Annotated in this window: 36 protein-coding genes and 1 pseudogene; 36 read left to right on the forward strand and 1 reads right to left on the reverse strand. The window is 55.2% G+C overall.

Annotation, left to right across the window (positions count from 1 at the left end; all coding sequences use genetic code 11):
- Positions 1-294 precede the first annotated feature (294 nt).
- The 34 genes and pseudogenes from rpsL to icd all read left to right on the forward strand — a co-directional run bounded on the left by rpsL (position 295) and on the right by icd (position 22,237).
- Entirely contained in the window at positions 295-669 is a 375-nt protein-coding gene (gene rpsL / locus Thiowin_RS08285; protein WP_328987267.1) for a 30S ribosomal protein S12, read from the forward strand.
- Between the two features lie 134 nt (positions 670-803).
- Complete coding sequence (gene rpsG / locus Thiowin_RS08290) at positions 804-1,274, forward strand: 30S ribosomal protein S7 (RefSeq protein WP_328987268.1); 471 nt, start codon at positions 804-806, stop codon at positions 1,272-1,274.
- Between the two features lie 121 nt (positions 1,275-1,395).
- Positions 1,396-3,486: an elongation factor G gene (fusA, locus tag Thiowin_RS08295; protein WP_328987269.1), complete on the forward strand. Its 2,091-nt coding sequence runs from the start codon at positions 1,396-1,398 to the stop codon at positions 3,484-3,486.
- 76 nt (positions 3,487-3,562) lie between these two features.
- Positions 3,563-4,753 carry an elongation factor Tu gene (gene tuf, locus Thiowin_RS08300; protein ID WP_328987257.1) on the forward strand — a complete coding sequence of 397 codons (1,191 nt, stop codon included), beginning with the start codon at positions 3,563-3,565 and terminating at the stop codon, positions 4,751-4,753.
- Between the two features lie 7 nt (positions 4,754-4,760).
- On the forward strand, positions 4,761-5,072 hold the full coding sequence (gene rpsJ, locus Thiowin_RS08305) for a 30S ribosomal protein S10 (protein WP_200281722.1): 312 nt from the start codon (positions 4,761-4,763) through the stop codon (positions 5,070-5,072).
- A 103-nt stretch (positions 5,073-5,175) separates the two neighbouring features.
- On the forward strand, positions 5,176-5,826 hold the full coding sequence (gene rplC / locus Thiowin_RS08310) for a 50S ribosomal protein L3 (protein ID WP_328988037.1): 651 nt from the start codon (positions 5,176-5,178) through the stop codon (positions 5,824-5,826).
- 6 nt (positions 5,827-5,832) lie between these two features.
- Positions 5,833-6,447, forward strand: coding sequence for a 50S ribosomal protein L4 (rplD, locus tag Thiowin_RS08315; RefSeq protein WP_328987270.1), 615 nt, complete (start codon positions 5,833-5,835; stop codon positions 6,445-6,447).
- On the forward strand, positions 6,444-6,740 hold the full coding sequence (gene rplW / locus Thiowin_RS08320; protein ID WP_328987271.1) for a 50S ribosomal protein L23: 297 nt from the start codon (positions 6,444-6,446) through the stop codon (positions 6,738-6,740). The genes rplD and rplW overlap by 4 nt, the downstream gene beginning before the upstream one ends.
- 112 nt (positions 6,741-6,852) lie before the next feature.
- Positions 6,853-7,680 carry a 50S ribosomal protein L2 gene (gene rplB / locus Thiowin_RS08325; protein WP_328987272.1) on the forward strand — a complete coding sequence of 276 codons (828 nt, stop codon included), beginning with the start codon at positions 6,853-6,855 and terminating at the stop codon, positions 7,678-7,680.
- An 83-nt stretch (positions 7,681-7,763) separates the two neighbouring features.
- On the forward strand, positions 7,764-8,042 hold the full coding sequence (gene rpsS, locus Thiowin_RS08330) for a 30S ribosomal protein S19 (protein ID WP_328987273.1): 279 nt from the start codon (positions 7,764-7,766) through the stop codon (positions 8,040-8,042).
- A 94-nt stretch (positions 8,043-8,136) separates the two neighbouring features.
- The gene (rplV, locus tag Thiowin_RS08335) at positions 8,137-8,475 is read left to right on the forward strand and encodes a 50S ribosomal protein L22 (protein ID WP_328987274.1); all 339 of its coding nucleotides are present in this window, start codon (positions 8,137-8,139) and stop codon (positions 8,473-8,475) included.
- Between the two features lie 66 nt (positions 8,476-8,541).
- Positions 8,542-9,222: a 30S ribosomal protein S3 gene (gene rpsC / locus Thiowin_RS08340; protein ID WP_328987275.1), complete on the forward strand. Its 681-nt coding sequence runs from the start codon at positions 8,542-8,544 to the stop codon at positions 9,220-9,222.
- 3 nt (positions 9,223-9,225) lie between these two features.
- Positions 9,226-9,639, forward strand: a complete 414-nt coding sequence (rplP, locus tag Thiowin_RS08345; protein WP_328987276.1) for a 50S ribosomal protein L16 — start codon at positions 9,226-9,228, stop codon at positions 9,637-9,639.
- Positions 9,640-9,641: 2 nt separating this feature from the next.
- A pseudogene (gene rpmC, locus Thiowin_RS08350) lies at positions 9,642-9,827 on the forward strand (50S ribosomal protein L29); the annotation flags it as partial.
- A 68-nt stretch (positions 9,828-9,895) separates the two neighbouring features.
- The gene (gene rpsQ, locus Thiowin_RS08355; protein ID WP_328987277.1) at positions 9,896-10,183 is read left to right on the forward strand and encodes a 30S ribosomal protein S17; all 288 of its coding nucleotides are present in this window, start codon (positions 9,896-9,898) and stop codon (positions 10,181-10,183) included.
- A gap of 129 nt (positions 10,184-10,312) precedes the next feature.
- A complete protein-coding gene (gene rplN / locus Thiowin_RS08360) occupies positions 10,313-10,681 on the forward strand; it encodes a 50S ribosomal protein L14 (RefSeq protein WP_201064640.1) in 369 nt (122 codons plus the stop codon).
- A gap of 134 nt (positions 10,682-10,815) precedes the next feature.
- Positions 10,816-11,133 (forward strand): 50S ribosomal protein L24, encoded by a 318-nt coding sequence (gene rplX / locus Thiowin_RS08365; protein ID WP_328987278.1) that lies wholly within the window; start codon positions 10,816-10,818, stop codon positions 11,131-11,133.
- A 53-nt stretch (positions 11,134-11,186) separates the two neighbouring features.
- Positions 11,187-11,726, forward strand: coding sequence for a 50S ribosomal protein L5 (rplE, locus tag Thiowin_RS08370; RefSeq protein ID WP_328987279.1), 540 nt, complete (start codon positions 11,187-11,189; stop codon positions 11,724-11,726).
- 9 nt (positions 11,727-11,735) lie between these two features.
- Positions 11,736-12,041, forward strand: a complete 306-nt coding sequence (gene rpsN / locus Thiowin_RS08375) for a 30S ribosomal protein S14 (RefSeq protein WP_328987280.1) — start codon at positions 11,736-11,738, stop codon at positions 12,039-12,041.
- Between the two features lie 243 nt (positions 12,042-12,284).
- Positions 12,285-12,680 carry a 30S ribosomal protein S8 gene (gene rpsH, locus Thiowin_RS08380; protein WP_328987281.1) on the forward strand — a complete coding sequence of 132 codons (396 nt, stop codon included), beginning with the start codon at positions 12,285-12,287 and terminating at the stop codon, positions 12,678-12,680.
- Between the two features lie 41 nt (positions 12,681-12,721).
- Entirely contained in the window at positions 12,722-13,255 is a 534-nt protein-coding gene (gene rplF / locus Thiowin_RS08385; protein ID WP_328987282.1) for a 50S ribosomal protein L6, read from the forward strand.
- A 15-nt stretch (positions 13,256-13,270) separates the two neighbouring features.
- Positions 13,271-13,627, forward strand: coding sequence for a 50S ribosomal protein L18 (rplR, locus tag Thiowin_RS08390; protein ID WP_328987283.1), 357 nt, complete (start codon positions 13,271-13,273; stop codon positions 13,625-13,627).
- A 58-nt stretch (positions 13,628-13,685) separates the two neighbouring features.
- On the forward strand, positions 13,686-14,192 hold the full coding sequence (rpsE, locus tag Thiowin_RS08395; protein ID WP_328987284.1) for a 30S ribosomal protein S5: 507 nt from the start codon (positions 13,686-13,688) through the stop codon (positions 14,190-14,192).
- 3 nt (positions 14,193-14,195) lie between these two features.
- Entirely contained in the window at positions 14,196-14,381 is a 186-nt protein-coding gene (gene rpmD / locus Thiowin_RS08400) for a 50S ribosomal protein L30 (RefSeq protein ID WP_328987285.1), read from the forward strand.
- A gap of 4 nt (positions 14,382-14,385) precedes the next feature.
- A complete protein-coding gene (gene rplO / locus Thiowin_RS08405) occupies positions 14,386-14,814 on the forward strand; it encodes a 50S ribosomal protein L15 (protein WP_328987286.1) in 429 nt (142 codons plus the stop codon).
- 31 nt (positions 14,815-14,845) lie between these two features.
- Complete coding sequence (secY, locus tag Thiowin_RS08410; RefSeq protein ID WP_328987287.1) at positions 14,846-16,198, forward strand: preprotein translocase subunit SecY; 1,353 nt, start codon at positions 14,846-14,848, stop codon at positions 16,196-16,198.
- 193 nt (positions 16,199-16,391) lie between these two features.
- Positions 16,392-16,505, forward strand: a complete 114-nt coding sequence (rpmJ, locus tag Thiowin_RS08415; RefSeq protein ID WP_200281783.1) for a 50S ribosomal protein L36 — start codon at positions 16,392-16,394, stop codon at positions 16,503-16,505.
- A gap of 207 nt (positions 16,506-16,712) precedes the next feature.
- A complete protein-coding gene (gene rpsM / locus Thiowin_RS08420; RefSeq protein ID WP_328987288.1) occupies positions 16,713-17,069 on the forward strand; it encodes a 30S ribosomal protein S13 in 357 nt (118 codons plus the stop codon).
- Between the two features lie 260 nt (positions 17,070-17,329).
- Complete coding sequence (rpsK, locus tag Thiowin_RS08425; RefSeq protein WP_328987289.1) at positions 17,330-17,716, forward strand: 30S ribosomal protein S11; 387 nt, start codon at positions 17,330-17,332, stop codon at positions 17,714-17,716.
- Positions 17,717-17,733: 17 nt separating this feature from the next.
- A complete protein-coding gene (gene rpsD / locus Thiowin_RS08430; protein ID WP_328987290.1) occupies positions 17,734-18,354 on the forward strand; it encodes a 30S ribosomal protein S4 in 621 nt (206 codons plus the stop codon).
- Between the two features lie 23 nt (positions 18,355-18,377).
- Complete coding sequence (locus Thiowin_RS08435) at positions 18,378-19,391, forward strand: DNA-directed RNA polymerase subunit alpha (RefSeq protein WP_328987291.1); 1,014 nt, start codon at positions 18,378-18,380, stop codon at positions 19,389-19,391.
- Positions 19,392-19,414: 23 nt separating this feature from the next.
- The gene (gene rplQ / locus Thiowin_RS08440; RefSeq protein ID WP_328987292.1) at positions 19,415-19,816 is read left to right on the forward strand and encodes a 50S ribosomal protein L17; all 402 of its coding nucleotides are present in this window, start codon (positions 19,415-19,417) and stop codon (positions 19,814-19,816) included.
- A 333-nt stretch (positions 19,817-20,149) separates the two neighbouring features.
- Entirely contained in the window at positions 20,150-20,866 is a 717-nt protein-coding gene (locus Thiowin_RS08445; RefSeq protein WP_408034208.1) for an SAM hydrolase/SAM-dependent halogenase family protein, read from the forward strand.
- A 108-nt stretch (positions 20,867-20,974) separates the two neighbouring features.
- A complete protein-coding gene (icd, locus tag Thiowin_RS08450) occupies positions 20,975-22,237 on the forward strand; it encodes an NADP-dependent isocitrate dehydrogenase (protein WP_328988039.1) in 1,263 nt (420 codons plus the stop codon).
- Positions 22,238-22,544: 307 nt separating this feature from the next.
- Here the strand turns inward: icd and Thiowin_RS08455 are convergent, their stop codons facing one another.
- Positions 22,545-22,763 carry a cold-shock protein gene (locus Thiowin_RS08455; protein WP_328988040.1) on the reverse strand — a complete coding sequence of 73 codons (219 nt, stop codon included), beginning with the start codon at positions 22,761-22,763 and terminating at the stop codon, positions 22,545-22,547.
- Positions 22,764-23,329: 566 nt separating this feature from the next.
- On the opposite strand from Thiowin_RS08455, the gene clpS reads away from it, so the two are divergent.
- Both clpS and clpA read left to right on the forward strand, forming a co-directional pair.
- The gene (gene clpS / locus Thiowin_RS08460) at positions 23,330-23,674 is read left to right on the forward strand and encodes an ATP-dependent Clp protease adapter ClpS (RefSeq protein WP_328987293.1); all 345 of its coding nucleotides are present in this window, start codon (positions 23,330-23,332) and stop codon (positions 23,672-23,674) included.
- A gap of 102 nt (positions 23,675-23,776) precedes the next feature.
- The gene (gene clpA / locus Thiowin_RS08465) at positions 23,777-26,041 is read left to right on the forward strand and encodes an ATP-dependent Clp protease ATP-binding subunit ClpA (protein ID WP_328987294.1); all 2,265 of its coding nucleotides are present in this window, start codon (positions 23,777-23,779) and stop codon (positions 26,039-26,041) included.
- Positions 26,042-26,047: the final 6 nt, after the last annotated feature.

The following is a 26,047-nucleotide window of genomic DNA, read 5'->3' on the forward strand; positions in this document are numbered from 1 at the left end:
CCTAAGAACGCTGGCAGTCGTCTGAATATCCAGTGGTCCGCAGCAATGGATGCCTCGGCTTTGTCCAAGTCGCATCCCGGTTTTGCTGAGTAACCCTAAGGTGTTCGTCACCGCGTCGGATCTTCAAGCAGCCAACTGACGATTCTGTCGTCGCCTTGCGCGCTGGCAGTCGATCACCTTTGTCGCAGCGCACCCGCTTACCTTATCGTGCGGCGTGCGTTGCATCGAGTCTGATGCACCCTCTGATGCACCCATTGAGCATCGGGGTTGATGCGCTTATTGGAGAAGATTTGCATGGCCACGGTCAATCAATTGGTGCGCAATCCGCGCAAGCGCAAGGTTGCAAAGAGCAATGTTCCGGCGCTTGAGGCTTGTCCGCAAAAGCGTGGTGTTTGCACGCGTGTCTATACCACAACGCCAAAGAAGCCAAACTCCGCGCTGCGTAAGGTCGCGCGTGTGCGCCTAACCAATGGTTTTGAGGTGGCTTCCTATATCGGCGGGGAAGGGCATAACCTGCAGGAGCATTCGGTAGTCCTCATCCGCGGAGGACGTGTCAAGGACTTACCTGGCGTTCGCTACCATACCGTGCGGGGTACCTTGGATACCTCGGGTGTTGAGAAACGTCGCCAGGCACGGTCCAAGTATGGCGCCAAGCGGCCAAAAACCTGAATTAGGTGACATGCTTGCCCCATCGAATCAGCGAAAACTGAACCAGTTTTTTCCGCTAGCTTTCATTATGAAGTGCGCAGAGTCAGGAGTCCGATGCTCCGCGCCCGCGGCCTTGAACCCGGAGTCATTTTCCAATGCCTAGAAGACGCGTTGTTGCTCGTCGCCAGATACTGCCAGACCCCAAGCATGGTAGCGAGTTGCTTGCCAAGTTCATCAATATGGTGATGGAAGACGGCAAGAAATCGGTCGCGGAGCGCATTCTCTACGGCGCGCTTGACCAGGTCGCCACCAAAAAAGGCGGTGTACCTTTGGAATTGCTCGATCAGGCAATGGAAAACGTGCGCCCAGTGGTCGAGGTGAAATCCCGGCGGGTGGGTGGTGCCACTTATCAGGTGCCGATCGAAGTACGCCCGTCGCGCAGGAATACGCTGGCGATGCGTTGGTTGATCGACGCGGCACGCAAGCGTTCCGAGAAGTCCATGGCGCTGCGGTTGGCTGGTGAACTCATGGACGCCGCCGATGCGCGTGGTACTGCTGTGAAAAAGAAAGAAGATACGCATCGCATGGCGGAAGCCAATAAGGCCTTCTCTCACTACCGCTGGTAATGATCGCTGGTCTAGTAGTCACCGCTTGCGATGGAACACTGATCACAGGGGGGCGTCGTGTCCCTCATCGATTTAATCAGCAAAGTCGCCTTTTTTAGAGACCCACAGGACGGAAATAGTCGTGGCACGCAGCACTCCAATTGATCGGTATCGGAATCTCGGCATCATGGCGCATATTGATGCTGGTAAGACCACTACCACCGAACGCATCCTGTTCTACACCGGTCTCTCGCACAAGATTGGCGAGGTGCATGATGGCGCCGCCACCATGGATTGGATGGAGCAAGAGCAGGAGCGCGGTATCACCATCACCTCCGCCGCCACGACCTGCTTCTGGCAGGGTATGGACAAACAATACCCAGAGCATCGTATCAACATCATTGATACGCCCGGGCACGTCGACTTTACCATAGAGGTAGAGCGCTCCCTGCGCGTCCTAGATGGTGCTTGCGCTGTTTTTTGTGCCGTGGGTGGTGTTGAGCCTCAGTCCGAGACTGTCTGGCGGCAGGCCGACAAATACGGTGTGCCGCGGCTGGCGTTCGTGAACAAGATGGACCGCATGGGTGCCAATTTCCTTCGTGTGGTCGGTCAGATTAAAGATCGGCTAGGGGCCAAGGCCGTGCCTGTCCAGCTGCCCATAGGCGCGGAAGAACATTTCCTCGGTGTGGTCGATCTGCTCCGCATGAAAGCAATCCTATGGGATGACGAGAGCAAGGGGATGACCTACCAGCTTGAGGATGTCCCGGCGGATATGGCTGATCAGTGTGCCGAATGGCGGGAGACCTTGGTCGAGGCAGCCGCGGAAGCGAACGACGAGATGATGGAAAAGTATCTCGAGGGTGGCGAGCTTTCTATCGACGAGATCAAGGCCGGGTTGCGTGCGCGTACCATCAACAACGAGGTTGTTCCGGTACTTTGTGGTTCAGCATTCAAGAACAAGGGCGTGCAGGCCATGCTTGATGCTGTGATCGATTACATGCCGGCACCGCCTGATGTGGCGGCTATCCAGGGCGTTCTGGATAACGAGGAAACTGACACGCGCGTTTCGAAAGACGATGCCCCCTTCGCGGCGCTCGCGTTCAAGATTGCGACCGATCCCTATGTTGGTACCTTGACTTTTTTCCGTGTTTACTCAGGCGTGCTGAACTCTGGCGACACTGTCTTCAATCCGGTCAAGAGCAAGAAGGAACGGGTGGGACGTATTCTGCAGATGCACTCCAATGATCGTAAAGAAATCAAGGAAGTGCGCGCGGGCGACATTGCTGCTGCCGTTGGGCTCAAGGATGTGACGACAGGCGATACTCTTTGTGCGATTGATAAACCAATCACGCTTGAGCGCATGGAGTTCCCCGAGCCCGTTATCTCGGTCGCGGTGGAGCCTAAGAGCAAGGCTGACCAGGAAAAAATGGGCATTGCGCTGTCGAAGCTTGCCCAAGAGGATCCGTCATTCCGAGTCCGTTCCGACGAAGAATCCGGCCAGACAATCATCTCGGGCATGGGCGAACTCCACTTGGAGATTATCGTTGATCGCATGAAGCGCGAATTTGGCGTCGAGGCGAATGTTGGTGCCCCACAGGTCAGTTATCGCGAAACAATCCGCAAGACGGTCGAGCAGGAAACCAAGTTTGCACGCCAATCGGGTGGTCGTGGTCAGTATGGGCATGTCTACTTGCGCATTGAGCCGCAGGAGCCTGGTGCGGGTTATGAGTTCGTCAATGAGATCGTTGGCGGGGTTGTTCCCAAAGAATATATCCCCGCCGTAGATAAGGGGATACAGGAAGCCATGACCAACGGCATCCTCGCCGGATTCCCCATGGTGGATATCAAAGTCAGCCTATATGACGGTTCCTACCATGAGGTCGACTCAAGCGAAATGGCCTTCAAGATCGCCGGTTCCATGGGGCTGAAGGAAGGCGCGGCAAAAGCCAAACCGGTTCTGCTTGAACCCATCATGAAGGTTGAGGTGGTCACACCCGAGGAAAATATGGGTGATGTCATGGGCGACATGAATTCTCGTCGCGGCATGATCCAGGGCATGGAAGACGCACCTTCCGGCAAGATTATTCGCGCCGAGGTGCCGTTGGCATCCATGTTCGGGTACGCCACCGACTTGCGCTCGGCCACTCAGGGACGGGCCACTTACAGCATGGAATTTAGTAAATATGCCGAGGTGCCCGCGAGCATTGCCGACGCTGTGGCGAAAAAGCAGTAAAACGCGCGCTATGTTCGTCAGTTTGCTTAAGGCGTATTCGCTTCATCTAATTAGCCAATTTTCAAGGTAGATCGCCATGTCCAAAGAAAAGTTCGAACGCAAGAAGCCGCACGTCAACGTGGGGACCATTGGCCATGTAGACCATGGCAAGACCACCCTAACGGCGGCCATCACCGTCACCCAGGCGAAGAAATTCGGTGGTGAAGCGCGCGCCTACGACCAGATCGACAACGCCCCCGAAGAGCGCGAGCGTGGCATCACCATTGCCACTGCCCACGTCGAATACGAAACCGAGAAGCGTCACTACGCCCACGTCGACTGCCCCGGTCATGCTGACTACGTCAAGAACATGATCACTGGCGCGGCGCAAATGGACGGCGCCATCCTCGTCGTCTCCGCCGCTGACGGTCCCATGCCGCAAACGCGCGAACATATTCTGCTCTCGCGCCAGGTTGGCGTCCCCTACATCGTCGTCTACCTCAACAAAGCCGACATGGTCGACGACGCCGAGCTGCTTGAACTTGTGGAAATGGAAGTCCGTGAACTGCTTGACAGCTACGACTTCCCTGGCGACGACACCCCCATTGTCACCGGTTCCGCGCTCAAAGCGCTCGAAGGAGACGAAAGCGAGATTGGCACCCAGAGCATCGCCAAGCTCATGGACGCGCTCGACAGCTACATCCCTGAGCCTGAGCGCGCCATCGACGGCGCTTTTCTGATGCCCATTGAAGACGTCTTCTCCATCTCCGGGCGCGGCACCGTCGTGACTGGCCGAGTGGAGCGCGGCATTGTCAAAGTGGGAGAAGAAGTCGAAATCGTCGGCATCAAAGACACCATCAAGACCACTTGCACTGGTGTTGAAATGTTCCGCAAACTGCTTGACCAAGGTCAAGCGGGCGACAACATTGGCGCCCTGCTGCGTGGCACCAAGCGTGATGACGTCGAGCGCGGCCAAGTGCTGGCCAAGCCTGGCAGCATCACCCCGCACACCCACTTTGAAGCAGAAGTCTATGTTCTGAGCAAAGAAGAAGGTGGACGTCACACCCCCTTCTTCAACGGCTACCGGCCGCAGTTCTACTTCCGCACCACCGACGTCACCGGTGCCTGCGAACTGCCCGAGGGAGTGGAGATGGTGATGCCTGGAGACAACGTCAAAATGGTCATCAAGCTCATCGCCCCCATCGCCATGGAAGACGGGCTGCGTTTCGCGGTGCGCGAAGGCGGCCGAACCGTCGGCGCCGGCGTGGTCGCGAAGATCATCGAGTAATAGAGATATGGCAAACCAACGCATTCGTATCCGCTTGAAAGCCTTTGATCATCGCCTGATCGACCAGTCAGCGCGAGAGATCGTCGAAACGGCAAAGCGGACAGGCGCACAGGTGCGCGGTCCAGTGCCACTGCCGTCCAAGCATGAGCGCTACACCGTTCTCATTTCACCACACGTCAATAAGGACGCGCGTGATCAGTATGAGTTGCGCACCCACAAGCGGCTGATGGACATTGTAGACCCGACCGATAAAACCGTCGATGCATTGATGAAGCTCGATTTGGCGGCTGGTGTGGATGTCCAAATTCGGCTCAGTTGATCTGCTCGCGTTTGATTGTCTGTCAAGGTGAAAGTTAATCCCAATTGATCGCTGCATGAGATGGCGCGATGGGGACCAAAGTAAAGGAACCGAGGAAAAGTTGATGGCAATTGGATTGATTGGCCGCAAGGCGGGCATGACGCGTATCTTTACCGACGATGGTCTGTCAGTGCCGGTCACCGTGATCGAGGTTGACGCAAATCGTGTCACTCAAGTCAAGCGGCCTGAAACAGACGGCTATGCGGCTATTCAGATCGGTGCTGGCCAGCGTAAGCCCTCGCGCGTGACCAAGCCGATGGGCGGACATTTCGCCAAGGCGGGTGTCGAGGCGGCATCCAGTTTGTGTGAATTTCGTCTTGATTCGGATTCTATCGTAGAACTGCAGAATGGGGATGAAATTCAGCTCGATTTATTCGAAGTTGGTCAAAAAGTCGATGTTCGCGGGGTATCTAAAGGCCGTGGCTTTGCGGGCGTCATTCGCCGCCATCACTTTCGCAGTCAGGACGCGACCCATGGGAATTCGCTTTCGCATCGCGCTCCAGGCTCAATCGGTCAATGTCAGACACCGGGTCGCGTGTTCAAGGGAAAGCGCATGGCTGGACAGATGGGCAATGTCAACCGTTGTCAGCAAAACCTCGAAGTGGTTCGCGTAGATTTTGATCGCCGTCTCCTGCTGATCAAGGGCAGTGTTCCAGGGCCAGCCGGCGGCCGTCTTGTTGTCCTGCCCTCGATCAAACAAAAGAACAAAGGCTGATTGGTTATGGAACTTGTCACTCGCACAGGCAGCGACAGCACCGGGGTGCTCGAAGTATCGGACAAAGTTTTTGGTGCTGATTACAAGCCAGATTTAGTGCACCAGGTCGTGACTGCCTATATGGCTGGCCGCCGTCAGGGCACCAAGGCGCAGAAAAATCGCGCCCAAGTCAGTGGCGGCGGGTCAAAACCTTATCGGCAAAAAGGAACCGGTCGCGCGCGCGCTGGAACCACACGTGGCCCATTGTGGCGCGGAGGTGGAGTGACTTTCCCCGCAAGGCCGCGCAATTTTGAGCAAAAAGTGAATCGAAAAATGTACCGTGGCGCGGTTTGTTCGATTCTCTCCGAGCTCGCGCGTCAGGGTCGCATGACAGTGGTTCCGGATTTCAAACTTTCAGAGCCCAAGACCAAGGCAATGATTGCCCGACTCAATGACTTTGGCCTTAGCGATGTTCTGATCATTGTGGAGGGCTTTGATGAAGCACTTTTTCTTGCATCGCGCAACCTTCATCAGGTGGATGTCATGACCACGGCAGAAGTTGATCCGGTTAGCCTGGTCGCTTTCTCGCGGGTGGTCATCAGCGAAGCTGCCGTGCGCCAGTTGGAGGGGCGACTGCAATGAATCAGGAACGACTGCATCGTGTGTTGCTTGCACCGATTATTTCCGAAAAGTCTACACGTTCCGCGGATTTGGCAAACCAATACGCCTTCAAAGTGCTCCCAGACGCGACAAAAAAGGAAATTGGACGTGCGGTGGAGTTGATGTTCGAGGTCAATGTCGATGGCGTCCAAGTATTAAACGTCAACGGCAAACGTAAGCGCTTTGGGCGTCGGGAAGGTCGGCGAGTTGATTGGCGCAAAGCCTATGTGCGTTTGCAAGCAGGCCAGGAAATCAACTTCGGTGGTGGCGCCTAATTGATTTAGCAGACCTGGCTTCCGCTTCAAGATATAAGCTCGGTAGCCACGGTTTCGGCCAACTAAACCGTCCAAGTCGTAACGGGCTGACAAGGATCGCGGGAATCTGATAATGGCAATCGAAAAAACCAATCCAACATCGGCAGGTCGGCGCTTTGTCGTCAAGGTCGTTCCTGCCGGCTTGCACAAGGGCGATCCTTTCGGTCCCTTGCTTGAGAAAAAGACCAAGTCAGGTGGGCGAAACAACAAAGGACGCATTTCTGTTCGCCATCGTGGAGGTGGTCACAAGCAGCGCTACCGGGTAGTTGATTTCAAACGCCGTAAACTCGACGTGCCGGCTATAGTGGAACGACTCGAATACGATCCCAATCGCAGTGCACATCTGGCATTATTGAAATACGCTGATGGTGACTGGGCCTACATGATTGCGCCGAAAGGCCTTAAGTCTGGCGACACAGTCATTTCTGCAGAAACAGCGCCAATTAGCGTTGGTAACTGCATGCCGCTACGCAACATGCCGGTTGGTACCGAGGTGCATTGTATTGAGTTGCGCCCAGGCAAAGGTGCACAACTTGCGCGTGCTGCTGGTGCGGGAGTGCAACTGGTGGCGCGAGAAGGCAGTTATGCAACCTTGCGCCTACGTTCCGGGGAGATGCGACGTGTTCACTCAGACTGTCGTGCTGTCATTGGCTGTGTCGGTAATGGTGAGCATAGTCTGCGCAAGCTAGGTAAGGCGGGGGCGACACGTTGGAGAGGGGTTCGCCCAACCGTTCGAGGCGTTGTCATGAACCCGGTCGATCATCCGCATGGCGGTGGTGAAGGGCGTACGTCAGGTGGGCGCCATCCGGTTTCGCCTTGGGGTGTGCCGACCAAGGGACACAAGACCCGGCGAAACAAGCGTACGGACGGCATGATCCTGCGCCGCCGACGCCAGAAATAAGGCATCACTCGGGTGTCAGTAAAGATCCGCGCACGCATCAGTGAGCGCCTAACAGCGATTATGGAACACGAGGATACTAAATAGTGCCACGTTCAGTACGAAAAGGCCCTTTTGTTGACCATCATCTCGCGAAAAAAGTTGAGACGGCGGTCGCGCAAAACAACAAGCGCCCGATCAAAACCTGGTCTCGGCGGTCGATGGTCTTGCCAGAGATGGTCGGTCTGACAATCGCCATCTATAACGGCAAGCAACATGTGCCAGTTTTGATCAATGAGAACATGATTGGTCATAAGCTGGGTGAGTTTGCGCTGACGCGCACCTTCCGCGGGCATGCCGCGGATCGAAAAGCGAAAAAACGTTAAAACAGCCCGTTCTGGTTGCCCACTCTACTGTGCGGCGGCCAATTAAACCAGGTTTATCAATTAATCAGCCAACCACTATCGAGTCCAACCCAAGATGCAAGCTGAAGCGACATTAAAATATGCCCGAATATCGGCGCAAAAAGCCCGTCTGGTGGCTGATCAGATCCGGGGTCAGCACGTTGAGACCGCGCTCAATGATTTGGCGTTCAGCACCAAGAAGGGCTCGGATATGATAAAAAAGTTGCTCGAATCAGCGATTGCGAATGCCGAAAATAACGCGGGCGCTGACATCGACGAACTGCGGGTTGCATCTATTCAGGTCAATGAAGGACCGACCATGAAGCGCATCCGCGCGCGGGCCAAGGGTCGCGCGTCGCGTATTTTAAAGCGAACCAGCCATATTAAGGTGACGGTGGCCGAGCGTTCGGCCTAACGCATCGTCTGCCATTTTAAGCCGCCGACAGTAAGCTTATCAGCGTCGGTCTAACAGAGGCCAAACATGGGACAAAAAGTACATCCGATTGGAATCCGCCTTGGCATTGTCAAGGATTGGACTTCCAAATGGTATGCCAGCTCCAAGGATTATCCCGAGCTGTTGAATAAAGATCTTGAAGTGCGGGCGTATCTTAAACAACGCTTAGCCAATGCATCAGTCAGTCGTATTCAGATTGATCGCCCTGCCAAAAACGCTCACATCACCGTGCATACCGCCCGGCCTGGCGTCGTTATCGGCAAGAAGGGTGAAGATATCGACAAGCTGCGTGCCGCGGTCGCGGGAATGATGGGAATTCCTGTGCATATCAGCATTGAGGAAATTCGCAAGCCCGAATTGGATGCTCAGCTGGTAGCCGAGGGTATCGCCCAGCAACTAGAGAGGCGCATCATGTTTCGCCGCGCGATGAAACGCGCTGTGCAAAATTCCATGCGTGTTGGCGCCGAGGGGATTCGAGTCAACATTGCTGGGCGACTTAACGGCGCGGAAATTGCTCGCTCTGAGTGGTATCGTGAAGGGCGTGTGCCTTTGCATACGCTAAGAGCTGATATCGATTACGGCTTCGCGGAAGCTACTACCACTTACGGTATTCTGGGCGTTAAGACCTGGATCTTCCGGGGTGAGGTTTTTGGTGACCGTAGCGAGGAGCCACAACAAGAAAAGCGCTCGCGGGCGAAGAAGGGCTGAGCCATGTTGCAACCGAAACGGACCAAATTTAGAAAACAACACAAGGGCCGCAATCGTGGATTGGCACAGAGCGGCAATCAGGTCAGCTTCGGCGACTTTGGGTTGAAGGCTGTCGGGCGAGGCCGACTGACCGCACGTCAAATTGAGTCCGCGCGGCGTGCTATTACTCGGCGTGTCAAGCGTGGAGGGAAGCTCTGGATTCGCGTCTTTCCCGACAAGCCCATCTCTAAAAAGCCCCTCGAAGTGCGTATGGGTAAAGGAAAGGGTAACGTCGAATACTGGGTAGCACTGATCCAGCCGGGACGCATGCTCTACGAAATTGAAGGTGTGCCCGAGGAGTTAGCACGCGAAGCCTTTCAACTTGCCGCGGCAAAACTCCCGGTTCAGACTCGTTTTGAAAAGCGGACGGTACTTTAGTGATGAAGGCGAACGAACTGCGAAATCAATCAGCCGATGATTTGCAACGGCAATTGCTCGACCTGCGTAAGGAAGAGTTTAACCTGCGCATGCAACAAGGCTCGGGTCAGTTGGCGCGGCCATCACGGATGCGGGAAGTACGGCGCGACATTGCGCGCGTGAAAACCGTTATGACTGAAATCACGGCGAAGCCAGCATCGGTGCGAATCGCTAAAAGTGCAAGCGGTAGCGGATCAGTGGCAGCAGGATCTTCCAAATGAGCGACGAGACCATCACCCAGCCAAGCAAACAACAGACGGCTACAAATCGTACCCTAACTGGCCGCGTTTTAAGCACCGCAATGCAAAAAACCATCACACTAGTGGTGGAGAGACGTGTCAAACATCCGATCTATGGCAAATTCCTTCGGCGCTCGACCAAGCTTCATGCGCATGACGAGGAAAACCAATGTCAAGTGGGGGACTGGGTACGGGTTGAATTGTGTCGCCCGCTATCAAAAACCAAGAACTGGCGCCTGGTCGAAATCGTCGAGCGGGCGCGCTAATTTTCACGGTCGTGTCGGTCATGCGGGCGGTGCTCTTAACAACCTGACTTCTAGACTGGCATTGATTCGATCAGCCACCCGATCCAGTGACATAAGATCGAGCACAAATATTCGGTAGGAACTAATAACATGATCCAGATGCAAACTCGGCTAAGCGTTGCTGACAACAGCGGTGCACGTGAGGTGCAGTGCATCAAAGTGCTCGGCGGTTCGCATCGTCGTTATGCTGGGATCGGCGATGTCATTAAAGTGACAGTGAAAGATGCCATTCCGCGCGGAAAAGTGAAGAAAGGTGACGTTTTCAATGCAGTGGTGGTTCGAACCCGTAAAGGTGTTCGTCGCGGAGACGGCTCACTGATCCGTTTCGATGGGAATGCGGCAGTGTTGCTCAACAATCAGCTTCAGCCGATTGGCACCCGAATTTTCGGCCCTGTGACGCGGGAGTTGCGCGGTGATCGTTTCATGAAAATAATTTCACTTGCGCCTGAAGTGGTTTAATCGGCCATTCATTGCGTCAGCCCGCCCAGAGCTAAATGGCTCATGTGGCCGGTGTTGGTCGGCACCCAGGGGTCGGTGCTTAGATTAGAGCAACTGCTTCCACGGCGGCAGCATTAGCGATTTGGAAACGAGATATGCGAAAGATCAAGACAGGAGACGATGTCATCGTCCTGACCGGCAAAGACCGGGGCAAGCGAGGGACTGTCCTTGGCGTGCCTGATGCCAGTCATGTGATTGTTGAAAACATCAACATGGCGAAGAAACACCAGCGTGGAAATCCGCAACGAGGAATCGAGGGCGGCATTGTCGACAAGGAGATGCCATTGCATGTGTCGAATGTTGGGCTGTTTAATCCCGTTAAGGGACGCGCCGACCGTATTGGCTTCAAGTTGCTTGATGATGGCCGCAAAGTTCGGATATTTAAATCCGACGGCGAAGTTGTCGATGTTTAGCAATGATCTTTGGGGTCCATGCCTGAGAGTGATATCGGAACAGGTTTTGCAAAATGGCTAGGTTACAACAACTCTACAGAGAGCAACTGGTGGGCGACTTGCAAAAACGCTTTAACTATAAAAGCGTAATGCAAGTGCCAAGAATCGAAAAGATCACTCTGAACATGGGTGTCGGTGAGGCTGTCGCTGATAAAAAAGTCATGGACTTTGCAGTGTCTGATATGACGCGCATTGCCGCCCAAAAGCCTGTGGTCACCAAGGCGCGTGTTTCCGTGGCTGGGTTCAAGATTCGCGAAGGTTGGCCCGTTGGCTGTAAAGTGACGCTCCGTCGCGAGCGTATGTATGAATTTCTTGATCGTCTGATCAACGTATCCATACCGCGTATTCGGGATTTTCGTGGTCTGAGCCCTAAAGCTTTTGATGGCAGAGGAAATTACTCGCTTGGCGTGCGTGAGCAGATTATTTTTCCAGAAATTGATTACGACAAGATCGACTCTTTGCGCGGCCTCGATATCGTGATTACGACCTCGGCGAAGACCGACGAGGAAGGACGCGCGCTATTGGAAGCCTTTAAATTTCCGTTCCGAACCTAGAGTAACATCATGGCGAAAACAAGCATGATCGAGCGTGACCGAAAGCGCACGCTTACCGCCAAAAGGTACGCAGCTAAGCGTGCTACGCTGAAGGCGGTCATCAATGATCGTAGCGCCGACCCAGAGCAAGTCGATGCTGCTCTCTTGGCGTTGCAGAAGTTGCCGCGCGATGCAAGCCCGACACGTCAGCAGCGGCGTTGCCGCATTACCGGCAGACCGCACTCGGTTTATCGTAAATTTGGCCTCGGGCGAAATAAACTCCGTGAGGCTGTTATGCGGGGCGATGTTCCTGGAGTCGTCAAGGCAAGTTGGTAGATTCAGGTAGTCTGTATCGGGCTATTGAGTCGACGCAGATATTCCAGAGTGGATGTGGCGCATAATTGCGCCAACAAACTACCCCAACAAGATACCCCAACAAAATACCTAAGCCAAATGACCTGCAGGCCATTACATAATTCATTCGCGTCCGCGCAAGCGGGCTTTTAGCGGGTATCGCGCAACCTTGCTCCTTTTGTGACTGATAATACAAGGTAGGCGGCCTGACCCTGGGAGTTCTTCATGAGTATGTCTGATCCAATCGCGGATATGCTAACGCGTATACGCAATGGCCAGATGCGCGGTAAGGTAACCATCACCATGCCGGCGTCCAAACAACGCGTCGCCATCGCCTCTTTGCTCGAAGAGGAAGGCTACATCAACCAGCACTCAGTGGCGGGTGAGGGCGCGCATCGTGAGCTTGAAATCAAGCTTAAATACTTCCGCGGCAAGCCCGTGATTGAGCTTATTAAACGAGTGTCCCGTCCGGGGTTGCGTATCTATCGTGGCAAAGACGATTTGCCGCGGGTTCGCAACGGGCTTGGCATCGCGATCATCTCCACCTCCAAGGGTCTGATGACTGATCGAGCCGCGCGTAAAGCCGGTCATGGCGGCGAAGTCTTGGCGCTGGTCGCCTAATCGCGCGGGTCAAAAAGACAGTAGCCAAGAGGATCAGTTAGATGTCTCGTATTGCAAAGTGGCCCGTGACGGTGCCAAGCGGCGTTAATATCTCCATTAACGGGCAAGCTGTTACCGTCAAGGGCAGTAAGGGCACCCTATGCTGGGATGTCCATCCCCTCGTGAGTGTTGAAATGGCTGAAGGTCAGATTCGCACTGCTCCGGTATCGGAAGATAAAAAAGCCTGGGCATTGGCCGGGACCACCAGGGCGTTGATCAATAACATGGTGGTCGGTGTCAGTTCTGGTTTTGAGAGGCGCTTGGCGCTGGTTGGCGTCGGCTATCGTGCCCAAGCGAAAGGTAAGATTTTAAATCTAGCGCTGGGATTTTCTCACCCTATCGATTATCCCGTGCCTGAAGGCATTGAGATCGAAACGCCGTCCCCGACAGAAATCATCGTACGTGGTGCGGACAAGCAGCAGGTGGGCCAGGTTGCGGCAAAAATTCGTCGTTATCGTCCGCCCGAGCCCTACAAGGGGAAAGGTGTGCGCTATGCTGATGAGGATGTGCTGCGCAAAGAAGCGAAGAAGAAATAGGGGCTGGGGAATTACATGGATAAGAAACAGTCACGTCTGCGCCGGGCAATGCGTACCCGTGCAAAGATCCGCGAACTGCGCGCCTATCGGTTGTGCGTTCATCGCTCGCCCCGGCACATGTATGCGCAGGTGATAGCTCCCGATGGAAACAAGGTGGTCGCCAGTGCCTCGACGCTTGAGAAAGACATGCGGGAAAACTTGCAGGCTTACTCAGGCAATGCCAAGTCAGCCGCACGAGTCGGGCAACTAATAGCAGAGAGAGCTAAGGCTGCCGGTGTTGAGCAGGTCGCGTTCGACCGCTCAGGCTTTAAGTACCACGGTCGAGTCAAGGCGCTGGCGGATGCCGCTCGTGAAAGCGGTCTGAGGTTCTAGGTTCTCGCACGCCACAGGCATGCACGGGTTTTTGATCAACAGGTTTTAGGAATTACCGATGGCGAGCTACAACCAAAAGCCGGAAGGCGACGAGCTTCTAGAAAAGCTCATCTCCGTCAACCGCGTCGCAAAGGTCGTGAAAGGGGGTCGGGTGTTCGGCTTCGGGGCACTGACAGTGGTCGGCGACGGCAAAGGGCGCATTGGCTATGGGACCGGCAAGGCAAGAGAAGTGCCGGTGGCGATCCAAAAAGCGATGGAGTCAGCGCGCAAGAACATGGTCGAGATCAAGCTGAAGGGAAGCACGCTGCAATACCCCATGCTTGGCCACCATGGCGCTGCTCATGTGTTTATGCAACCGGCGTCCGAGGGTACCGGTATCATCGCCGGTGGCGCGATGCGCGCAGTGTTTGAGGTGCTTGGGGTGCAAAACGTTCTTGCCAAGTGTATTGGCAGCAATAACCCGGTTAATGTCGTGCAGGCGACCATCAAGGGCCTCAAGAATATGACCGACGCAGAGTCGGTTGCAGCCAAGCGTGGCAAGACGGTCGAGGAGATCCTGGGGTAAGCCATGGTCAAAAAGACAATGAAAGTCAGACTCGTGCGCAGCATCCATGGGCGTTTAAAGCGACACCAAGCTTGCGTGCGTGGGTTAGGAATACGACGCATGCATCAGGTGGTCGAAGTCGAGGATACGCCCGCCACCCGTGGCATGCTGAACCAAGTGGCCTACATGGTCGAACTGGTTGAGGTTTAATCGAATGTATCTCAATGACTTACATCCAACGCGCAGAGTCAAGGCAAAGCGGGTTGGGCGCGGTATTGGCAGTGGTCTGGGTAAGACCTGTGGACGTGGTCATAAGGGCCAAAAGTCCCGCGCGGGCGGTTTTCATAAGCTCGGCTTCGAGGGTGGCCAGATGCCGTTGCAACGGCGACTGCCCAAAGTTGGTTTTCGTGCGCGCAAAAGTCGGAAAACCGATGAGATTCGCACCAGCGAGTTGAATGGCGTGAGCCGCGATCCAATCGATCTTGCTGCCTTGCGTGAGGCCGGGCTCGTTAATCGGATCGTTCAGCAGGTCAAGGTCGTCCTCTCGGGTGAGTTATCTAAACCCGTGCATTTAAAAGGCTTGGCAGTGACCAAGGGTGCGCGTGCTGCGATTGAGGTAGCCGGCGGCTCGGTCGAGGACTAATGCACTCTTTATCAGAGCGAGCAAGGATCATATGGCGCGTAGTAGCGGATCAGTAATGCAGAATTTCGGCGGGATGGGGCGGCTTACCGAACTGCGCCAGCGCTTGCTGTTCGTGCTAGGTGCGCTGCTTGTCTACCGCATCGGGACATTCATTCCGGTGCCAGGCGTCAATCCCGAGGCGCTAGCAGTGCTGTTTGATCAAAACCAAGGCTCCATTCTGGACATGTTCAATATGTTCTCGGGGGGGGCTTTGGAGCGGGCAAGTATTTTGGCGCTTGGGATCATGCCTTACATCTCGGCAAGCATTATTATGCAATTGATGTCGGCGGTCATTCCTCAACTTGAGCAACTTAAGAAAGAAGGGGAGGCTGGTCGGCGCAAAATCACACAGTACACCCGTTACGGTACTGTAGTCTTGGCGAGTTTTCAGGCGATCGGGATTTCGATGGCACTGCAGGGGCAAACTGCAGGTGGTTCGGCAATTGTTGTAACCCAAGGCTTCGGCTTCGTCTTTACCGCGGCCGTTTCGCTTGTGACCGGGACCATGTTTTTGATGTGGCTTGGAGAGCAGATCACCGAGCGCGGCATCGGCAACGGAATTTCCCTGATCATTTTTGCCGGTATCGTCGCTGGACTTCCGTCCGCTGTTGGTGGAACCCTGGAGCTTGTTCGAACAGGCGAGATGAATGCCTTGGCCGTCTTGGCGCTGTTTACCTTGGCGCTGGTCGTCACGGCCTTCGTTGTTTTTGTAGAACGAGGGCAAAGACGCATCACGGTCAATTACGCGCGGCGCCAGCAGGGTCGCAAGATGATGGCGGCACAGAGTACTCATTTACCGCTGAAATTGAACATGGCCGGTGTCATTCCGCCGATATTCGCGTCCAGCATTATTTTATTTCCCGGAACACTAGGCCAGTGGTTTGGTCAATCAGAAGATCTGCGCTGGCTTGCTGACTTTACCAGCAAGCTTTCTCCTGGTGAGCCACTCTATGTGCTGGCGTATGCGGCGGCCATTATTTTCTTCTGCTTTTTCTACACGGCGTTGGTATTCAATGCCAAGGATACAGCAGATAATCTGAAACGTTCAGGCGCCTTCATCCCAGGTATTCGACCGGGAGAGCAAACAGCCCGGTATATCGATACCGTGATGACGCGACTGACGGCCGCTGGCGCTCTCTACATCACTGCCGTCTGTTTGCTGCCTGAATTTCTCATCGTCGGCTGGAATGTTCCCTTTTACTTCGGGGGGACATCGCTGCTGATTGTTGTGGTGGTCGTGATGGACTTCATGGCCCAAGTGCAAGCGCACTTGGTATCACACCAGTACGAGGGCCTGATGAAAAAGGCCAATCTCAAAGCCCCAGGTGGCGGGCTCATGCGTTAGCGCAGTAGGGGATAGACGTCCACCAAGTTGAGGGCAAAAACAAGTGCGCCCATCGTTTTAGATCGATGAGTCGCTTTACTTCGAGTTATTTTAGAGGGTGATTCTGTTGGCGTTCATTGTTGTCGCACTAGGTTGCGCCGCATGTGAATGATCTGCTCGGGATCCCTACAAAGCCAAATGATTGGAGGCGACAATGAAAGTGCGTGCTTCGGTTAAAAAGATTTGCCGCCATTGCAAGATGATTAAGCGCAACGGGACCGTCCGCGTCATCTGCAAGGATCCCCGTCACAAGCAGAGGCAGGGATGACAGCTGTTTAATGTCTTGGTTGGCATTGACCTAATGCTAAATCTTGGTATACTGGTTCGTTTGCTGTCGGCTAATTTAGTTGGGTTGTATTGACCCGGCATAAGCCACTTGCCTAACGATGGTTTTGAATCGCTGATGCCGCAAATTCAGTGCACAAAGTGCACGAAGCGCAGAACGCGGCAAGAGTTTTTAAGGAGCTGAGTGCCCATGGCCCGTATTGCCGGTGTCAACATCCCAGATCGCAAGCACGCGGTGATCGCGTTACGCTCGATTTATGGTATTGGACCGACCCTGTCTTCGAAGATCTGCGCGGCTGCGAAAGTTTCCGAGCAAACCAAGATTCAGAATCTCACCGAGGAAGAGGTTGAACGTCTTCGCACGGAAGTCGGTAAATACTCGGTAGAAGGTGATCTGCGACGTGAAGTGTCGATGAATATCAAGCGTCTGATGGATCTCGGATGTAATCGGGGCATTCGCCATCGGCGTGGTCTGCCGTTGCGAGGTCAGCGGACTCGGACCAACGCGCGAACGCGAAAAGGGCCACGCCGACCAATCAAGCGCTAGTCGGGGCAGCCTGTGTGGGAATGATCTTGTGGGAGTGGTCTGTTTCGGTGTTATTCCGGCTCGGTTCATGGACCTGCTAAGGATTAGTCCTGTAATCAATCAGGCGGGTTTAGAATCAACCCGCTCCGCAATCAGAATGGATTCCTTTCCTCGCTCTAGCAGTTTGGCCTCAAGACGGCCGCGTTCTCCCAGCCGCGCAGGTTGCCGGCCGTTAGAGTGTCTCATTTTTTAGTTCGGATGATCGCGAGTATTGCACGCCAATGGCTAAGCAGGTACGCACCAAAAAGAAAGTCAAGAAGCAGGTTGCCGATGGGGTCGCCCACGTGCATGCCTCTTTCAACAACACCATCATTACAATCACTGACCGTCAGGGGAATGCTCTGACTTGGGCGACATCGGGGGGCTCGGGCTTTCGCGGATCGCGCAAAAGCACCCCGTTCGCGGCTCAAGTCGCTGCCAGTCGTGCCGGGCAGGTGGCCAAGGAGTTCGGTATCAAGAACTTGGACGTTAACGTGAAAGGACCCGGGCCAGGGCGGGAGTCGGCTGTGCGCGCACTGAACAGCGCGGGATTCAAGGTGACCAGCATCACCGATGTCACACCGATTCCGCACAATGGCTGTCGTCCCCCGAAGAAACGGCGTGTCTGAGCAGGAAGGGTAGCAACATGGCAAGATACACTGGACCAACTTGTAAGCTAGCACGTCGTGAGGGAACTGATCTCGGTCTCAAGAGCCGCGCCCGTCCGCTCGATCAAAAATGTAATTTGGAAAAAATGCCCGGGCAGGCTGCGGATCGTCGCCGGAGACTTTCTGATTATGGTGTACAGTTGCGCGAGAAGCAAAAGGTGCGCCGCATTTATGGTGTGATGGAGCGCCAGTTCCGCAACTATTACAAGGCTGCCGCAAGCCTTAAGGGTGCGACTGGCGAGAATCTGCTGCAACTTCTAGAGCGTCGTCTCGATAATGTGGTGTATCGCATGGGTTTTGGCGCTACTCGTGCGGAGGCCCGGCAACTCGTTAGCCATAAGTCGGTACTCGTGAACGGGCAAACGGTCAATATCCCATCCTTTCAGGTCGGTGCTGAAGACGAGGTCGAGATTCGGCAGAAATCCAAACAGCAGGTTCGGGTTCAGAGTGCTGTTGCCCTGGCTGAAGGAGCAGGCTTCCCAGATTGGGTCGAGGTCGATACCAAGGGGCTGAAGGGGATTTTCAAGCGAGTTCCGGAACGCGTGGACTTACCAGCAGATATCAACGAATCCCTGATCGTTGAGCTGTACTCAAAGTAACGCACTGACGAAGAGGCTATTTCATGTCCGATGTTGCCAGTGGATTCCTAAAGCCGCGCATCGTCACCGTCGACGCGGTAGATGGCAGCCGGCGTCGAGCGAAAGTTTCTCTTGAGCCGCTCGAGCGTGGCTTTGGTCATACGCTCGGAAATGCCTTGCGGCGCATTCTGCTTTCATCCATGGACGGCTATGCTGTCACCGAGGTCGAGATTCAGGGCATTCTTCACGAGTACTCGACTATTGAGGGTGTGCAGGAGGATGTTCTTGAAATTTTGCTTAATCTTAAGCAGTTGGCGTTGTCGCTTCAGGGGCGTGACGAGGCGACCTTCACGCTGAGCAAAAAGGGACCGGGTGCGGTGATTGCTGCGGATATCGCGCTTGATCACACTGCCGAGTTGGCGAATCCCGAACTTGAAATTGCTCATTTGACCGACGATACCGAGCTCAGTATGACGCTCACCGTGCGTCGGGGGCGAGGTTATGAACCCGCCAGTGTCCGCGAGATCGAAGGGGGTGAGGATCGGCCCATCGGGAAATTACCACTTGACGCATCTTTCAGTCCCGTTGTGCGGGTTGCGATAGATGTCCAGTCCGCACGCGTTGAGCAGCGTACCGATCTTGATCGGCTCGTGATCGACATAGAGACCAATGGCACCATCGAGCCAAAAGAGGCGATTGAGCGTGCAGCGCTGATTCTGCGTGATCAACTCTCGTTTTTTGTTGAGCTTGAAGATTCAGGTGTCAGTGATGAAAGCGATTTAGAGGTTGCGGACGAGGTTGGCATTGATCCAATGCTGGTGCGCCCGGTTGATGAACTCGAACTCACGGTTCGTTCGGCAAACTGCCTGAAAGCGGAAAATATTTATTTAATTGGTGATCTGATTCAGCGCACTGAGGTCGAGCTGTTGAAGACACCCAACCTTGGCAAGAAGTCCCTGACCGAAATCAAGGATGTACTGGCTACCCGGGGATTGTCGCTTGGCATGCGCCTAGAGCGCTGGCCGCCGGACAATGTTGAAGAATTAATGGTTAAGTAAAGCGAGTCGTTGAGGTTTGGACCATGCGTCACCGCAAATCAGGAAGAAAACTCAATCGGACCAGCGCCCATCGCCGAGCCATGTTTCGCAACATGGCTAGCTCGCTGTTCCGTCATGAGTTGATAAAAACTACAGTGCCAAAGGCGAAGGAGCTGCGGAGCGTCGCCGAGCCTTTGATTACCTTGGCCAAGGCAGATTCGGTTCAGGCCCGGCGGCTTGTCTTTTCTCGCCTTCGGGACAAGGAAATGGTTGCCAAGCTGTTTTTGGAGCTTGGTCCCCGTTACGAGAGCCGCCCCGGCGGGTATCTACGTATCATCAAGTGCGGCTATCGGGCAGGCGACGCCGCACCCATGGCCTATGTGGAGTTGGTCGACCGGCCGCTAGCGGATGAAGATGCTCAAGGGATCGAAGCTGAAGCAGCCTGAGAAGACCTAGAAACGCGGCCTGAAAAGATTTTGATGCGTTGAGACGTCTTCAGGGATGTGACATCAGTGACACAGGCTAGCCGTTTTAGTGTTTTGCATTTCTGCAAGCCACAGAACAAATGTCGACGCTTACGTTAGGGGCGCGAAAGCCGGGCAACTCCAACCCGGCTTTTTTTGTTGGATCTGGCCCAAGAGTCTGGCCGTGGGTGTCTGGCCATGATGGATAATGTTTGGGAGCGGTCTTCCGTCGCGCTCGATCAGCTGGGGTGTCCTCCGCCCAAGCGGATCGCACTGTTGACAGACTTTGGCTCTGGCCCCTACATCGGGCAGCTCATGCTCTTGGCCGGGGTCTTGGCGCCGGGTTTGCCGGTGGTTAACTTACTGGATGATTTGCCATCCTTTCGCCCGGATCTTGCCGCCTATTTACTTCCAGGGCTGACCCGTGGCATGCCATCCGGGACGCTCTACCTTTGTGTTGTCGATCCTGGAGTTGGGGGTGAGAGAGGCGCACTTGCAGTGCGCTGCGGGCCGAACTGGTTTGTGGGTCCTGACAATGGCCTGTTGGTACAAATCGTGCGTCGATGCGGGGATTCGGCTCTGAGACTGTGGAGGATTGACTGGCGACCTAAGCAAAGCTCCGAGAGCTTCCACGGGCGCGATTTGTTCTTGCCGATTGCAATTGCTTTGACCCTTGGTCGGCTTCAGCTACCCTGCCAGTCGGTGCCACCCAAGAACATCCTTGGATACCATGACCCGCTGGATTGTCAGCGGATTTTGTATGTCGACCGGTACGGGAACTTGATGACAGGGCTCGGGGGGGACCGGCGAGGAAACGATGGCCGCATTCGGGCAGGGGGGCGGATGCTTTGTCAAGCGCGGACCTTTTGTGACTGTCCCGTGGGTGTGCCTTTCTGGTACCACAACGCCTTTGGTTTGATAGAACTGGCGGTCAATCAGGGGCGTGCGGATGAGTTGCTCGGTCTGTCAGTTGGGGATCCCATTCACTGGGAACTGGGTAAGGTTCAGGATACCCCCTCAGTCTCGGCCTGATGCTCAGACCAAATTGCTAAAAAATTGCTCGATAATCGCTCACATAGAGTCTTGGGAAGAGAGCTTGTGGCCAGGCAGTCAAACATGTTTATTGATGGCGAGAAGACTATGAATTACCAAGAAATCCAGGTGCCCGCGGACGGTCAAAAAATCACTATTGATGCCAGCGGCAAGCTTAATGTGCCGGATCAGCCCATTATCCCCTATATCGAAGGGGATGGTATTGGCGTTGATATTACGCCTGTGATGCGACGCGTTCTCGATGAGGCCGTGGCCAAAGCTTATGGTGGCAAGCGCAAGCTGGTGTGGATGGAGGTCTTTGCCGGGGAAAAGGCGACGCGCCAATATGGGCCTGACTGCTGGCTTCCGGATGAAACACTCGCGGCAGTGCGCGATTTTGTGGTCTCGATCAAAGGACCCTTGACCACTCCCGTTGGCGGCGGGATTCGCTCGCTGAACGTGAGCCTGCGCCAGGAACTCGATTTGTATGTCTGTTTGCGCCCGGTGCGCTACTTTGCCGGGACTCCAAGCCCGTTGCGCGAGCCAGAACAGACCGATATGGTCATCTTCCGCGAGAATTCAGAGGATATCTACGCGGGCATCGAATGGGAAGCGGGATCAGCCGAGGCTGATCGCTTGATTGGGTTTTTGCGCGATGAGCTGGGTGTGCGCAAAATCCGCTTCCCAAAAACCTCTGGCATTGGTATTAAGCCGGTGTCCCAAGAGGGTACCGAGCGCTTGGTGCGCAAGGCGATACAATATGCAATCGACAATCACCGCCGATCGGTCACCCTGGTCCATAAAGGCAACATCATGAAGTTCACGGAAGGAGCCTTTAAGACATGGGGTTACGAGCTTGCCAAACGCGAATTTGGCGCCTCCGAAATCGATGGTGGTCCCTGGTGTGGCTTTAAGCATCCAGAGACGGGTGCGGAGATTGTCATTAAGGACGTGATCGCGGATGCCTTCCTGCAGCAGATTTTGCTGCGACCCAAGGAATATGACGTGATTGCCACCCTGAATCTGAATGGGGACTATATTTCCGACGCGCTGGCAGCCCAGGTTGGCGGTATTGGCATGGCCCCTGGAGCCAATTTGTCCGATCAAGTTGCCATGTTCGAGGCAACACACGGCACGGCCCCCAAGTACGCGGGCAAGGATCAAGTCAACCCAAGCTCACTCTTGCTTTCGGGCGAGATGCTGCTGCGCCATCTCGGCTGGAGCGAAGCGGCCGATCATGTCATCCGCGGGATTGAGGGGTCTATTCAGGCAAAGACAGTCACTTATGATCTTGAGCGGTTGATGACTGGAGCGACCAAGTTAAGCTGCTCCGCCTTTGGCGATGCAGTGATCGCCAATATGGATGCCTGATCCCCATTGCGGTCATTGGTTGTCCCCGCCAGTCTGATCCGCCAGTTTTCCTCCGAAGGCGCCCGCCTGAAGCTGTAAATGGACAACTCGGGCTCATGCATGCCGGCATGAGCCCCTGTCCCCCCTTTTTAGGGGATTGGTCCATTGATTGCTGAAAAAGTGCGTTTAGAATTCGGCATCACCGAAGACATGCAGTTGCTGTGTCAGGCTATGCCTCTGCCCTTTCGTCCCCCTTCCTCTCCTCTGTGCTTCTTATCCTCATTGTCGTGCCCTCCTCAATGAGTCGCGTGCGGGGATGGGGTGCCATCTAAAGATCGGGTTGCGCATCGCGCTGCACATGTGCGGCATGCAAGCCTTTTGGACCTTGGCTAATTTCAAACTGTACGCGCTGCCCTTCCCTCAGTGTCTTGTAGCCCTCCATGCTAATCGATGAAAAGTGTACGAAAACGTCTTCATCGCGGTCTTCTGGCTTCACAAAGCCATAGCCCTTGGCGTTGTTGAACCACTTTACAGTGCCTTTGGTCATTCTGTGTCCTCCACGACTTCTGTCACCTTTGGTGTCGGCGCTCAGGTATGAACGCTCTAGGCTTTTCGTGGAAATGCTTATTATTATCTGATGCGTCACGGCATCGGTGTCCCTGATTTCCAGCGCATCCATGGGTTGCTTGCCCTTGGCGCGTCTGTAGGGTTTGGCGCATTTCGCGCCCTTAGTATAGTGGGTTGATTTTCGAGTTCAAACCGTACCAAGGTGCGAATCGGCAGGATCTTCGAACCTAGCCGATCAACAAAGCTTCGCTGCGGGTCGCGGGTGCTGGACGTGAGGCACCGGGGGCTGTATTTTCTCTCTCTTAACCCAACATCCACAATGGCACCGGTGATTTGCCATAACTGGCCATGAGCAGGGCGGATTGCTGGTCTGCTATGCTAGTCCCAGAACTCGCGTCTCTTTCGCTACCTTGAGCTGCCTTGGTGTGAAATCCTTCGGATGTATTCTTCTCGATGGCTGCGGGGTTTTCTTGGGGGCTGGGCCATGAGCATGAGAGCTGAGAGGATGCTTGAAAGAGGATGTTAAGCGGGACAATCATGACTGGTATGAGCGACTGGCACCCAAAGGAACAGGACTCGGGCGAGGATCCGCACGACGGTGCCGGCCTGACTGTCCAGGAATCCAAACCGAAGTTGAAGCAGCCGCCGCGCTACAAGGTGCTGCTGCTCAACGATGACTTCACCCCTATGGAATTCGTCGTGTATGTGCTTGAAGCCATTTTCGGCATGAGCCGCGAGAAAGCGACGCAGATCATGTTGCATGTCCATACGCGGGGGGTTGGTGTCTGTGGCGTTTTCACCCGTGACATCGCCGAGACCAAAGTGGCGCAGGTCAAGGAGCATGCTCGTGCCAATCAACATCCTTTAATGTGTACAATGGAAGAGGCCTAATCCCTGTGGCGACTTTCGCTGATTCTCCAAGTGGTTATCGGTCAGGTTTCAAAGTTCGCTGAAGCTCCCAATTCAACGGCAACAAAGCCCCGGGTCTAGCAGATGTTAAGCAAAGAACTCGAACTCACTCTGAACAACGCCTTCAGACAGGCACGCGAGAAGCGACACGAGTACATGACCGTGGAGCATCTGCTACTTGGTCTGCTCGATAATCCATCGGCGGCCAAGGTGCTGCGCGCCTGTGGTGCCGATGCCTCACAGTTACGCCAGGAGATCAATCTATTCATCGAGGAAACCACGCCGCTGCTATCCGCGCGCGATGGCCGCGAAACCCAGCCAACCCTGGGCTTTCAGCGGGTGCTGCAGCGCGCGGTCTTTCATGTTCAGTCCTCCGGTCGGAAGGAGGTGACAGGTGCCAATGTGCTGGTGGCCTTATTCAGCGAACAGGACTCCCAGGCCGTGTTTCTACTCAATCAGCAGGATGTCACGCGCCTGGATGTGGTGAATTTTATTTCCCACGGCATTTCCAAGGTGCCAGGGGAGGATCAAAGCGAGGAGCCAGCGGCCGAGGGCGATGACGGACGCGGCGACGAGAAGGAATCCGCCAGCCCGCTGCGCAGCTTCGCGACCGACCTCAACGAACTGGCGCGCCAAGGCCGCATTGATCCACTCATAGGCCGTGCGCTCGAGGTGGAGCGCACGGTGCAAATTCTGTGTCGGCGGCGCAAGAACAACCCACTGCTGGTCGGCGAGGCCGGGGTTGGCAAGACCGCCATTGCCGAGGGCTTGGCCAAGAAGGTGGTCGATGGCGAAGTGCCCGAGGTGCTGGCCAATGCCACCATTTATGCACTGGACCTCGGTGCCTTGGTGGCCGGCACCAAGTATCGCGGGGACTTCGAGAAGCGCCTTAAAGCCGTGCTGGCGGAGCTCAAGCAGCTGCCGGACGCCGTGCTCTTTATCGATGAGATCCATACCGTCATCGGCGCGGGGGCGGCCTCTGGTGGCGTGATGGATGCATCCAACCTGATCAAGCCCATGCTCGCCTCGGGTGATCTGCGGTGCATCGGTTCCACCACCTATCAGGAGTTTCGTGGCATTTTCGAAAAAGACCGCGCCCTGGCGCGGCGCTTCCAGAAGATCGATATCAACGAGCCCTCGGTCGAGGAGACGATTGAGATCCTTAAGGGGCTCAAGCCAAGGTTCGAGGACCATCACCAGGTCAATTACACCCAGACCGCCCTGAGAGCCGCCGCCGAGCTGTCAGCAAAATTTATCAATGACCGCCATCTGCCCGACAAAGCCATTGATGTGATCGACGAGGCCGGCGCTCATGTACAGCTGCGCCCGGCCGCCAAGCGAAAGAAGCGCATTGATGTCACCGACATCGAGAGCATCGTCGCCAAGATCGCCCGTATTCCACCGAGAAAAGTCAGTCTGTCGGATACGGAATCCCTGCGTAACCTCGACCGCGACTTGAAAATGGTTGTTTACGGCCAGGATGAGGCCATCGATGTGATGACCTCGGCCATCCGCATGAACCGCTCCGGTCTAGGCAATGATGAGAAGCCCATTGGCTCCTTCCTCTTTACCGGCCCGACTGGCGTCGGCAAGACCGAAGTGACCCGCCAGCTCGCCCGTGTGCTCAGCATGGAGCTGATTCGCTTCGATATGTCGGAGTACATGGAACGCCACACCGTCTCGCGCCTGATTGGCGCGCCTCCAGGCTATGTCGGCTTCGATCAGGGTGGCCTGCTGACCGAGGAAGTCACCAAGCATCCGCATGCGGTGCTGCTGCTCGATGAAATTGAAAAAGCCCACCCGGATGTCTTTAATCTGCTATTGCAGGTGATGGATCATGGCACCCTGACGGACAACAATGGCCGCAAGGCGGATTTTCGCAATGTCGTGCTGGTGATGACCACCAATGCTGGGGCCGAGGCAACCAGCCGGCGCTCCATCGGCTTTAGCGAGCAGGATCACTCCTCGGACGGCATGGAGGCGTTGAAACGCTTCTTCTCGCCAGAGTTCCGCAATCGGCTCGATGCCGTGGTGCAGTTCGCGCATCTCGAGCCCGAGACGGTCGCCAATGTGGTGAATAAGTTTATCTTCGAGCTTGAGCAGCAGTTGCTTGAGAAGAAGGTCGATCTGGTGGTCGATGAGGATGCGCGACTGTGGATTGCCGAGAAGGGCTACGACAAGCAGATGGGCGCGCGCCCCATGGCGCGGGTAATCCAGAACCACATCAAAAAGCCGTTGGCAAGTGAGTTGCTGTTTGGCGAACTCGCAGGCGGCGGGCGGGTGCGGGTGAGCCTGGGTGAGGATGGCGAGCTGGCGTTAAACTTCGACAGTGAGTCGGTTGCCGCCTGAGCATGA

Source organism: Thiorhodovibrio winogradskyi (genome assembly GCF_036208045.1).
Lineage (GTDB): Bacteria > Pseudomonadota > Gammaproteobacteria > Chromatiales > Chromatiaceae > Thiorhodovibrio > Thiorhodovibrio winogradskyi.

Excerpts from the sequence above, each read along its gene's own strand:
- rpsL (WP_328987267.1), top strand. The coding sequence starts at position 295 with ATGGCCACGGTCAATCAATTGGTGCGCAATCCGCGCAAGCGCAAGGTT.
- rpsG (WP_328987268.1), top strand. The coding sequence starts at position 804 with ATGCCTAGAAGACGCGTTGTTGCTCGTCGCCAGATACTGCCAGACCCC.
- tuf (WP_328987257.1), top strand. The coding sequence starts at position 3,563 with ATGTCCAAAGAAAAGTTCGAACGCAAGAAGCCGCACGTCAACGTGGGG.
- rpsJ (WP_200281722.1), top strand. The coding sequence starts at position 4,761 with ATGGCAAACCAACGCATTCGTATCCGCTTGAAAGCCTTTGATCATCGC.
- rplC (WP_328988037.1), top strand. The coding sequence starts at position 5,176 with ATGGCAATTGGATTGATTGGCCGCAAGGCGGGCATGACGCGTATCTTT.
- rplD (WP_328987270.1), top strand. The coding sequence starts at position 5,833 with ATGGAACTTGTCACTCGCACAGGCAGCGACAGCACCGGGGTGCTCGAA.
- rplW (WP_328987271.1), top strand. The coding sequence starts at position 6,444 with ATGAATCAGGAACGACTGCATCGTGTGTTGCTTGCACCGATTATTTCC.
- rplB (WP_328987272.1), top strand. The coding sequence starts at position 6,853 with ATGGCAATCGAAAAAACCAATCCAACATCGGCAGGTCGGCGCTTTGTC.
- rplV (WP_328987274.1), top strand. The coding sequence starts at position 8,137 with ATGCAAGCTGAAGCGACATTAAAATATGCCCGAATATCGGCGCAAAAA.
- rpsC (WP_328987275.1), top strand. The coding sequence starts at position 8,542 with ATGGGACAAAAAGTACATCCGATTGGAATCCGCCTTGGCATTGTCAAG.
- rplP (WP_328987276.1), top strand. The coding sequence starts at position 9,226 with ATGTTGCAACCGAAACGGACCAAATTTAGAAAACAACACAAGGGCCGC.
- rpsQ (WP_328987277.1), top strand. The coding sequence starts at position 9,896 with ATGAGCGACGAGACCATCACCCAGCCAAGCAAACAACAGACGGCTACA.
- rplN (WP_201064640.1), top strand. The coding sequence starts at position 10,313 with ATGATCCAGATGCAAACTCGGCTAAGCGTTGCTGACAACAGCGGTGCA.
- rplX (WP_328987278.1), top strand. The coding sequence starts at position 10,816 with ATGCGAAAGATCAAGACAGGAGACGATGTCATCGTCCTGACCGGCAAA.
- rplE (WP_328987279.1), top strand. The coding sequence starts at position 11,187 with ATGGCTAGGTTACAACAACTCTACAGAGAGCAACTGGTGGGCGACTTG.
- rpsN (WP_328987280.1), top strand. The coding sequence starts at position 11,736 with ATGGCGAAAACAAGCATGATCGAGCGTGACCGAAAGCGCACGCTTACC.
- rpsH (WP_328987281.1), top strand. The coding sequence starts at position 12,285 with ATGAGTATGTCTGATCCAATCGCGGATATGCTAACGCGTATACGCAAT.
- rplF (WP_328987282.1), top strand. The coding sequence starts at position 12,722 with ATGTCTCGTATTGCAAAGTGGCCCGTGACGGTGCCAAGCGGCGTTAAT.
- rplR (WP_328987283.1), top strand. The coding sequence starts at position 13,271 with ATGGATAAGAAACAGTCACGTCTGCGCCGGGCAATGCGTACCCGTGCA.
- rpsE (WP_328987284.1), top strand. The coding sequence starts at position 13,686 with ATGGCGAGCTACAACCAAAAGCCGGAAGGCGACGAGCTTCTAGAAAAG.
- rpmD (WP_328987285.1), top strand. The coding sequence starts at position 14,196 with ATGGTCAAAAAGACAATGAAAGTCAGACTCGTGCGCAGCATCCATGGG.
- rplO (WP_328987286.1), top strand. The coding sequence starts at position 14,386 with ATGTATCTCAATGACTTACATCCAACGCGCAGAGTCAAGGCAAAGCGG.
- secY (WP_328987287.1), top strand. The coding sequence starts at position 14,846 with ATGGCGCGTAGTAGCGGATCAGTAATGCAGAATTTCGGCGGGATGGGG.
- rpmJ (WP_200281783.1), top strand. The coding sequence starts at position 16,392 with ATGAAAGTGCGTGCTTCGGTTAAAAAGATTTGCCGCCATTGCAAGATG.
- rpsM (WP_328987288.1), top strand. The coding sequence starts at position 16,713 with ATGGCCCGTATTGCCGGTGTCAACATCCCAGATCGCAAGCACGCGGTG.
- rpsK (WP_328987289.1), top strand. The coding sequence starts at position 17,330 with ATGGCTAAGCAGGTACGCACCAAAAAGAAAGTCAAGAAGCAGGTTGCC.
- rpsD (WP_328987290.1), top strand. The coding sequence starts at position 17,734 with ATGGCAAGATACACTGGACCAACTTGTAAGCTAGCACGTCGTGAGGGA.
- Thiowin_RS08435 (WP_328987291.1), top strand. The coding sequence starts at position 18,378 with ATGTCCGATGTTGCCAGTGGATTCCTAAAGCCGCGCATCGTCACCGTC.
- rplQ (WP_328987292.1), top strand. The coding sequence starts at position 19,415 with ATGCGTCACCGCAAATCAGGAAGAAAACTCAATCGGACCAGCGCCCAT.
- Thiowin_RS08445 (WP_408034208.1), top strand. The coding sequence starts at position 20,150 with ATGCTCTTGGCCGGGGTCTTGGCGCCGGGTTTGCCGGTGGTTAACTTA.
- icd (WP_328988039.1), top strand. The coding sequence starts at position 20,975 with ATGAATTACCAAGAAATCCAGGTGCCCGCGGACGGTCAAAAAATCACT.
- Thiowin_RS08455 (WP_328988040.1), bottom strand. The coding sequence starts at position 22,763 with ATGACCAAAGGCACTGTAAAGTGGTTCAACAACGCCAAGGGCTATGGC.
- clpS (WP_328987293.1), top strand. The coding sequence starts at position 23,330 with ATGAGCGACTGGCACCCAAAGGAACAGGACTCGGGCGAGGATCCGCAC.
- clpA (WP_328987294.1), top strand. The coding sequence starts at position 23,777 with ATGTTAAGCAAAGAACTCGAACTCACTCTGAACAACGCCTTCAGACAG.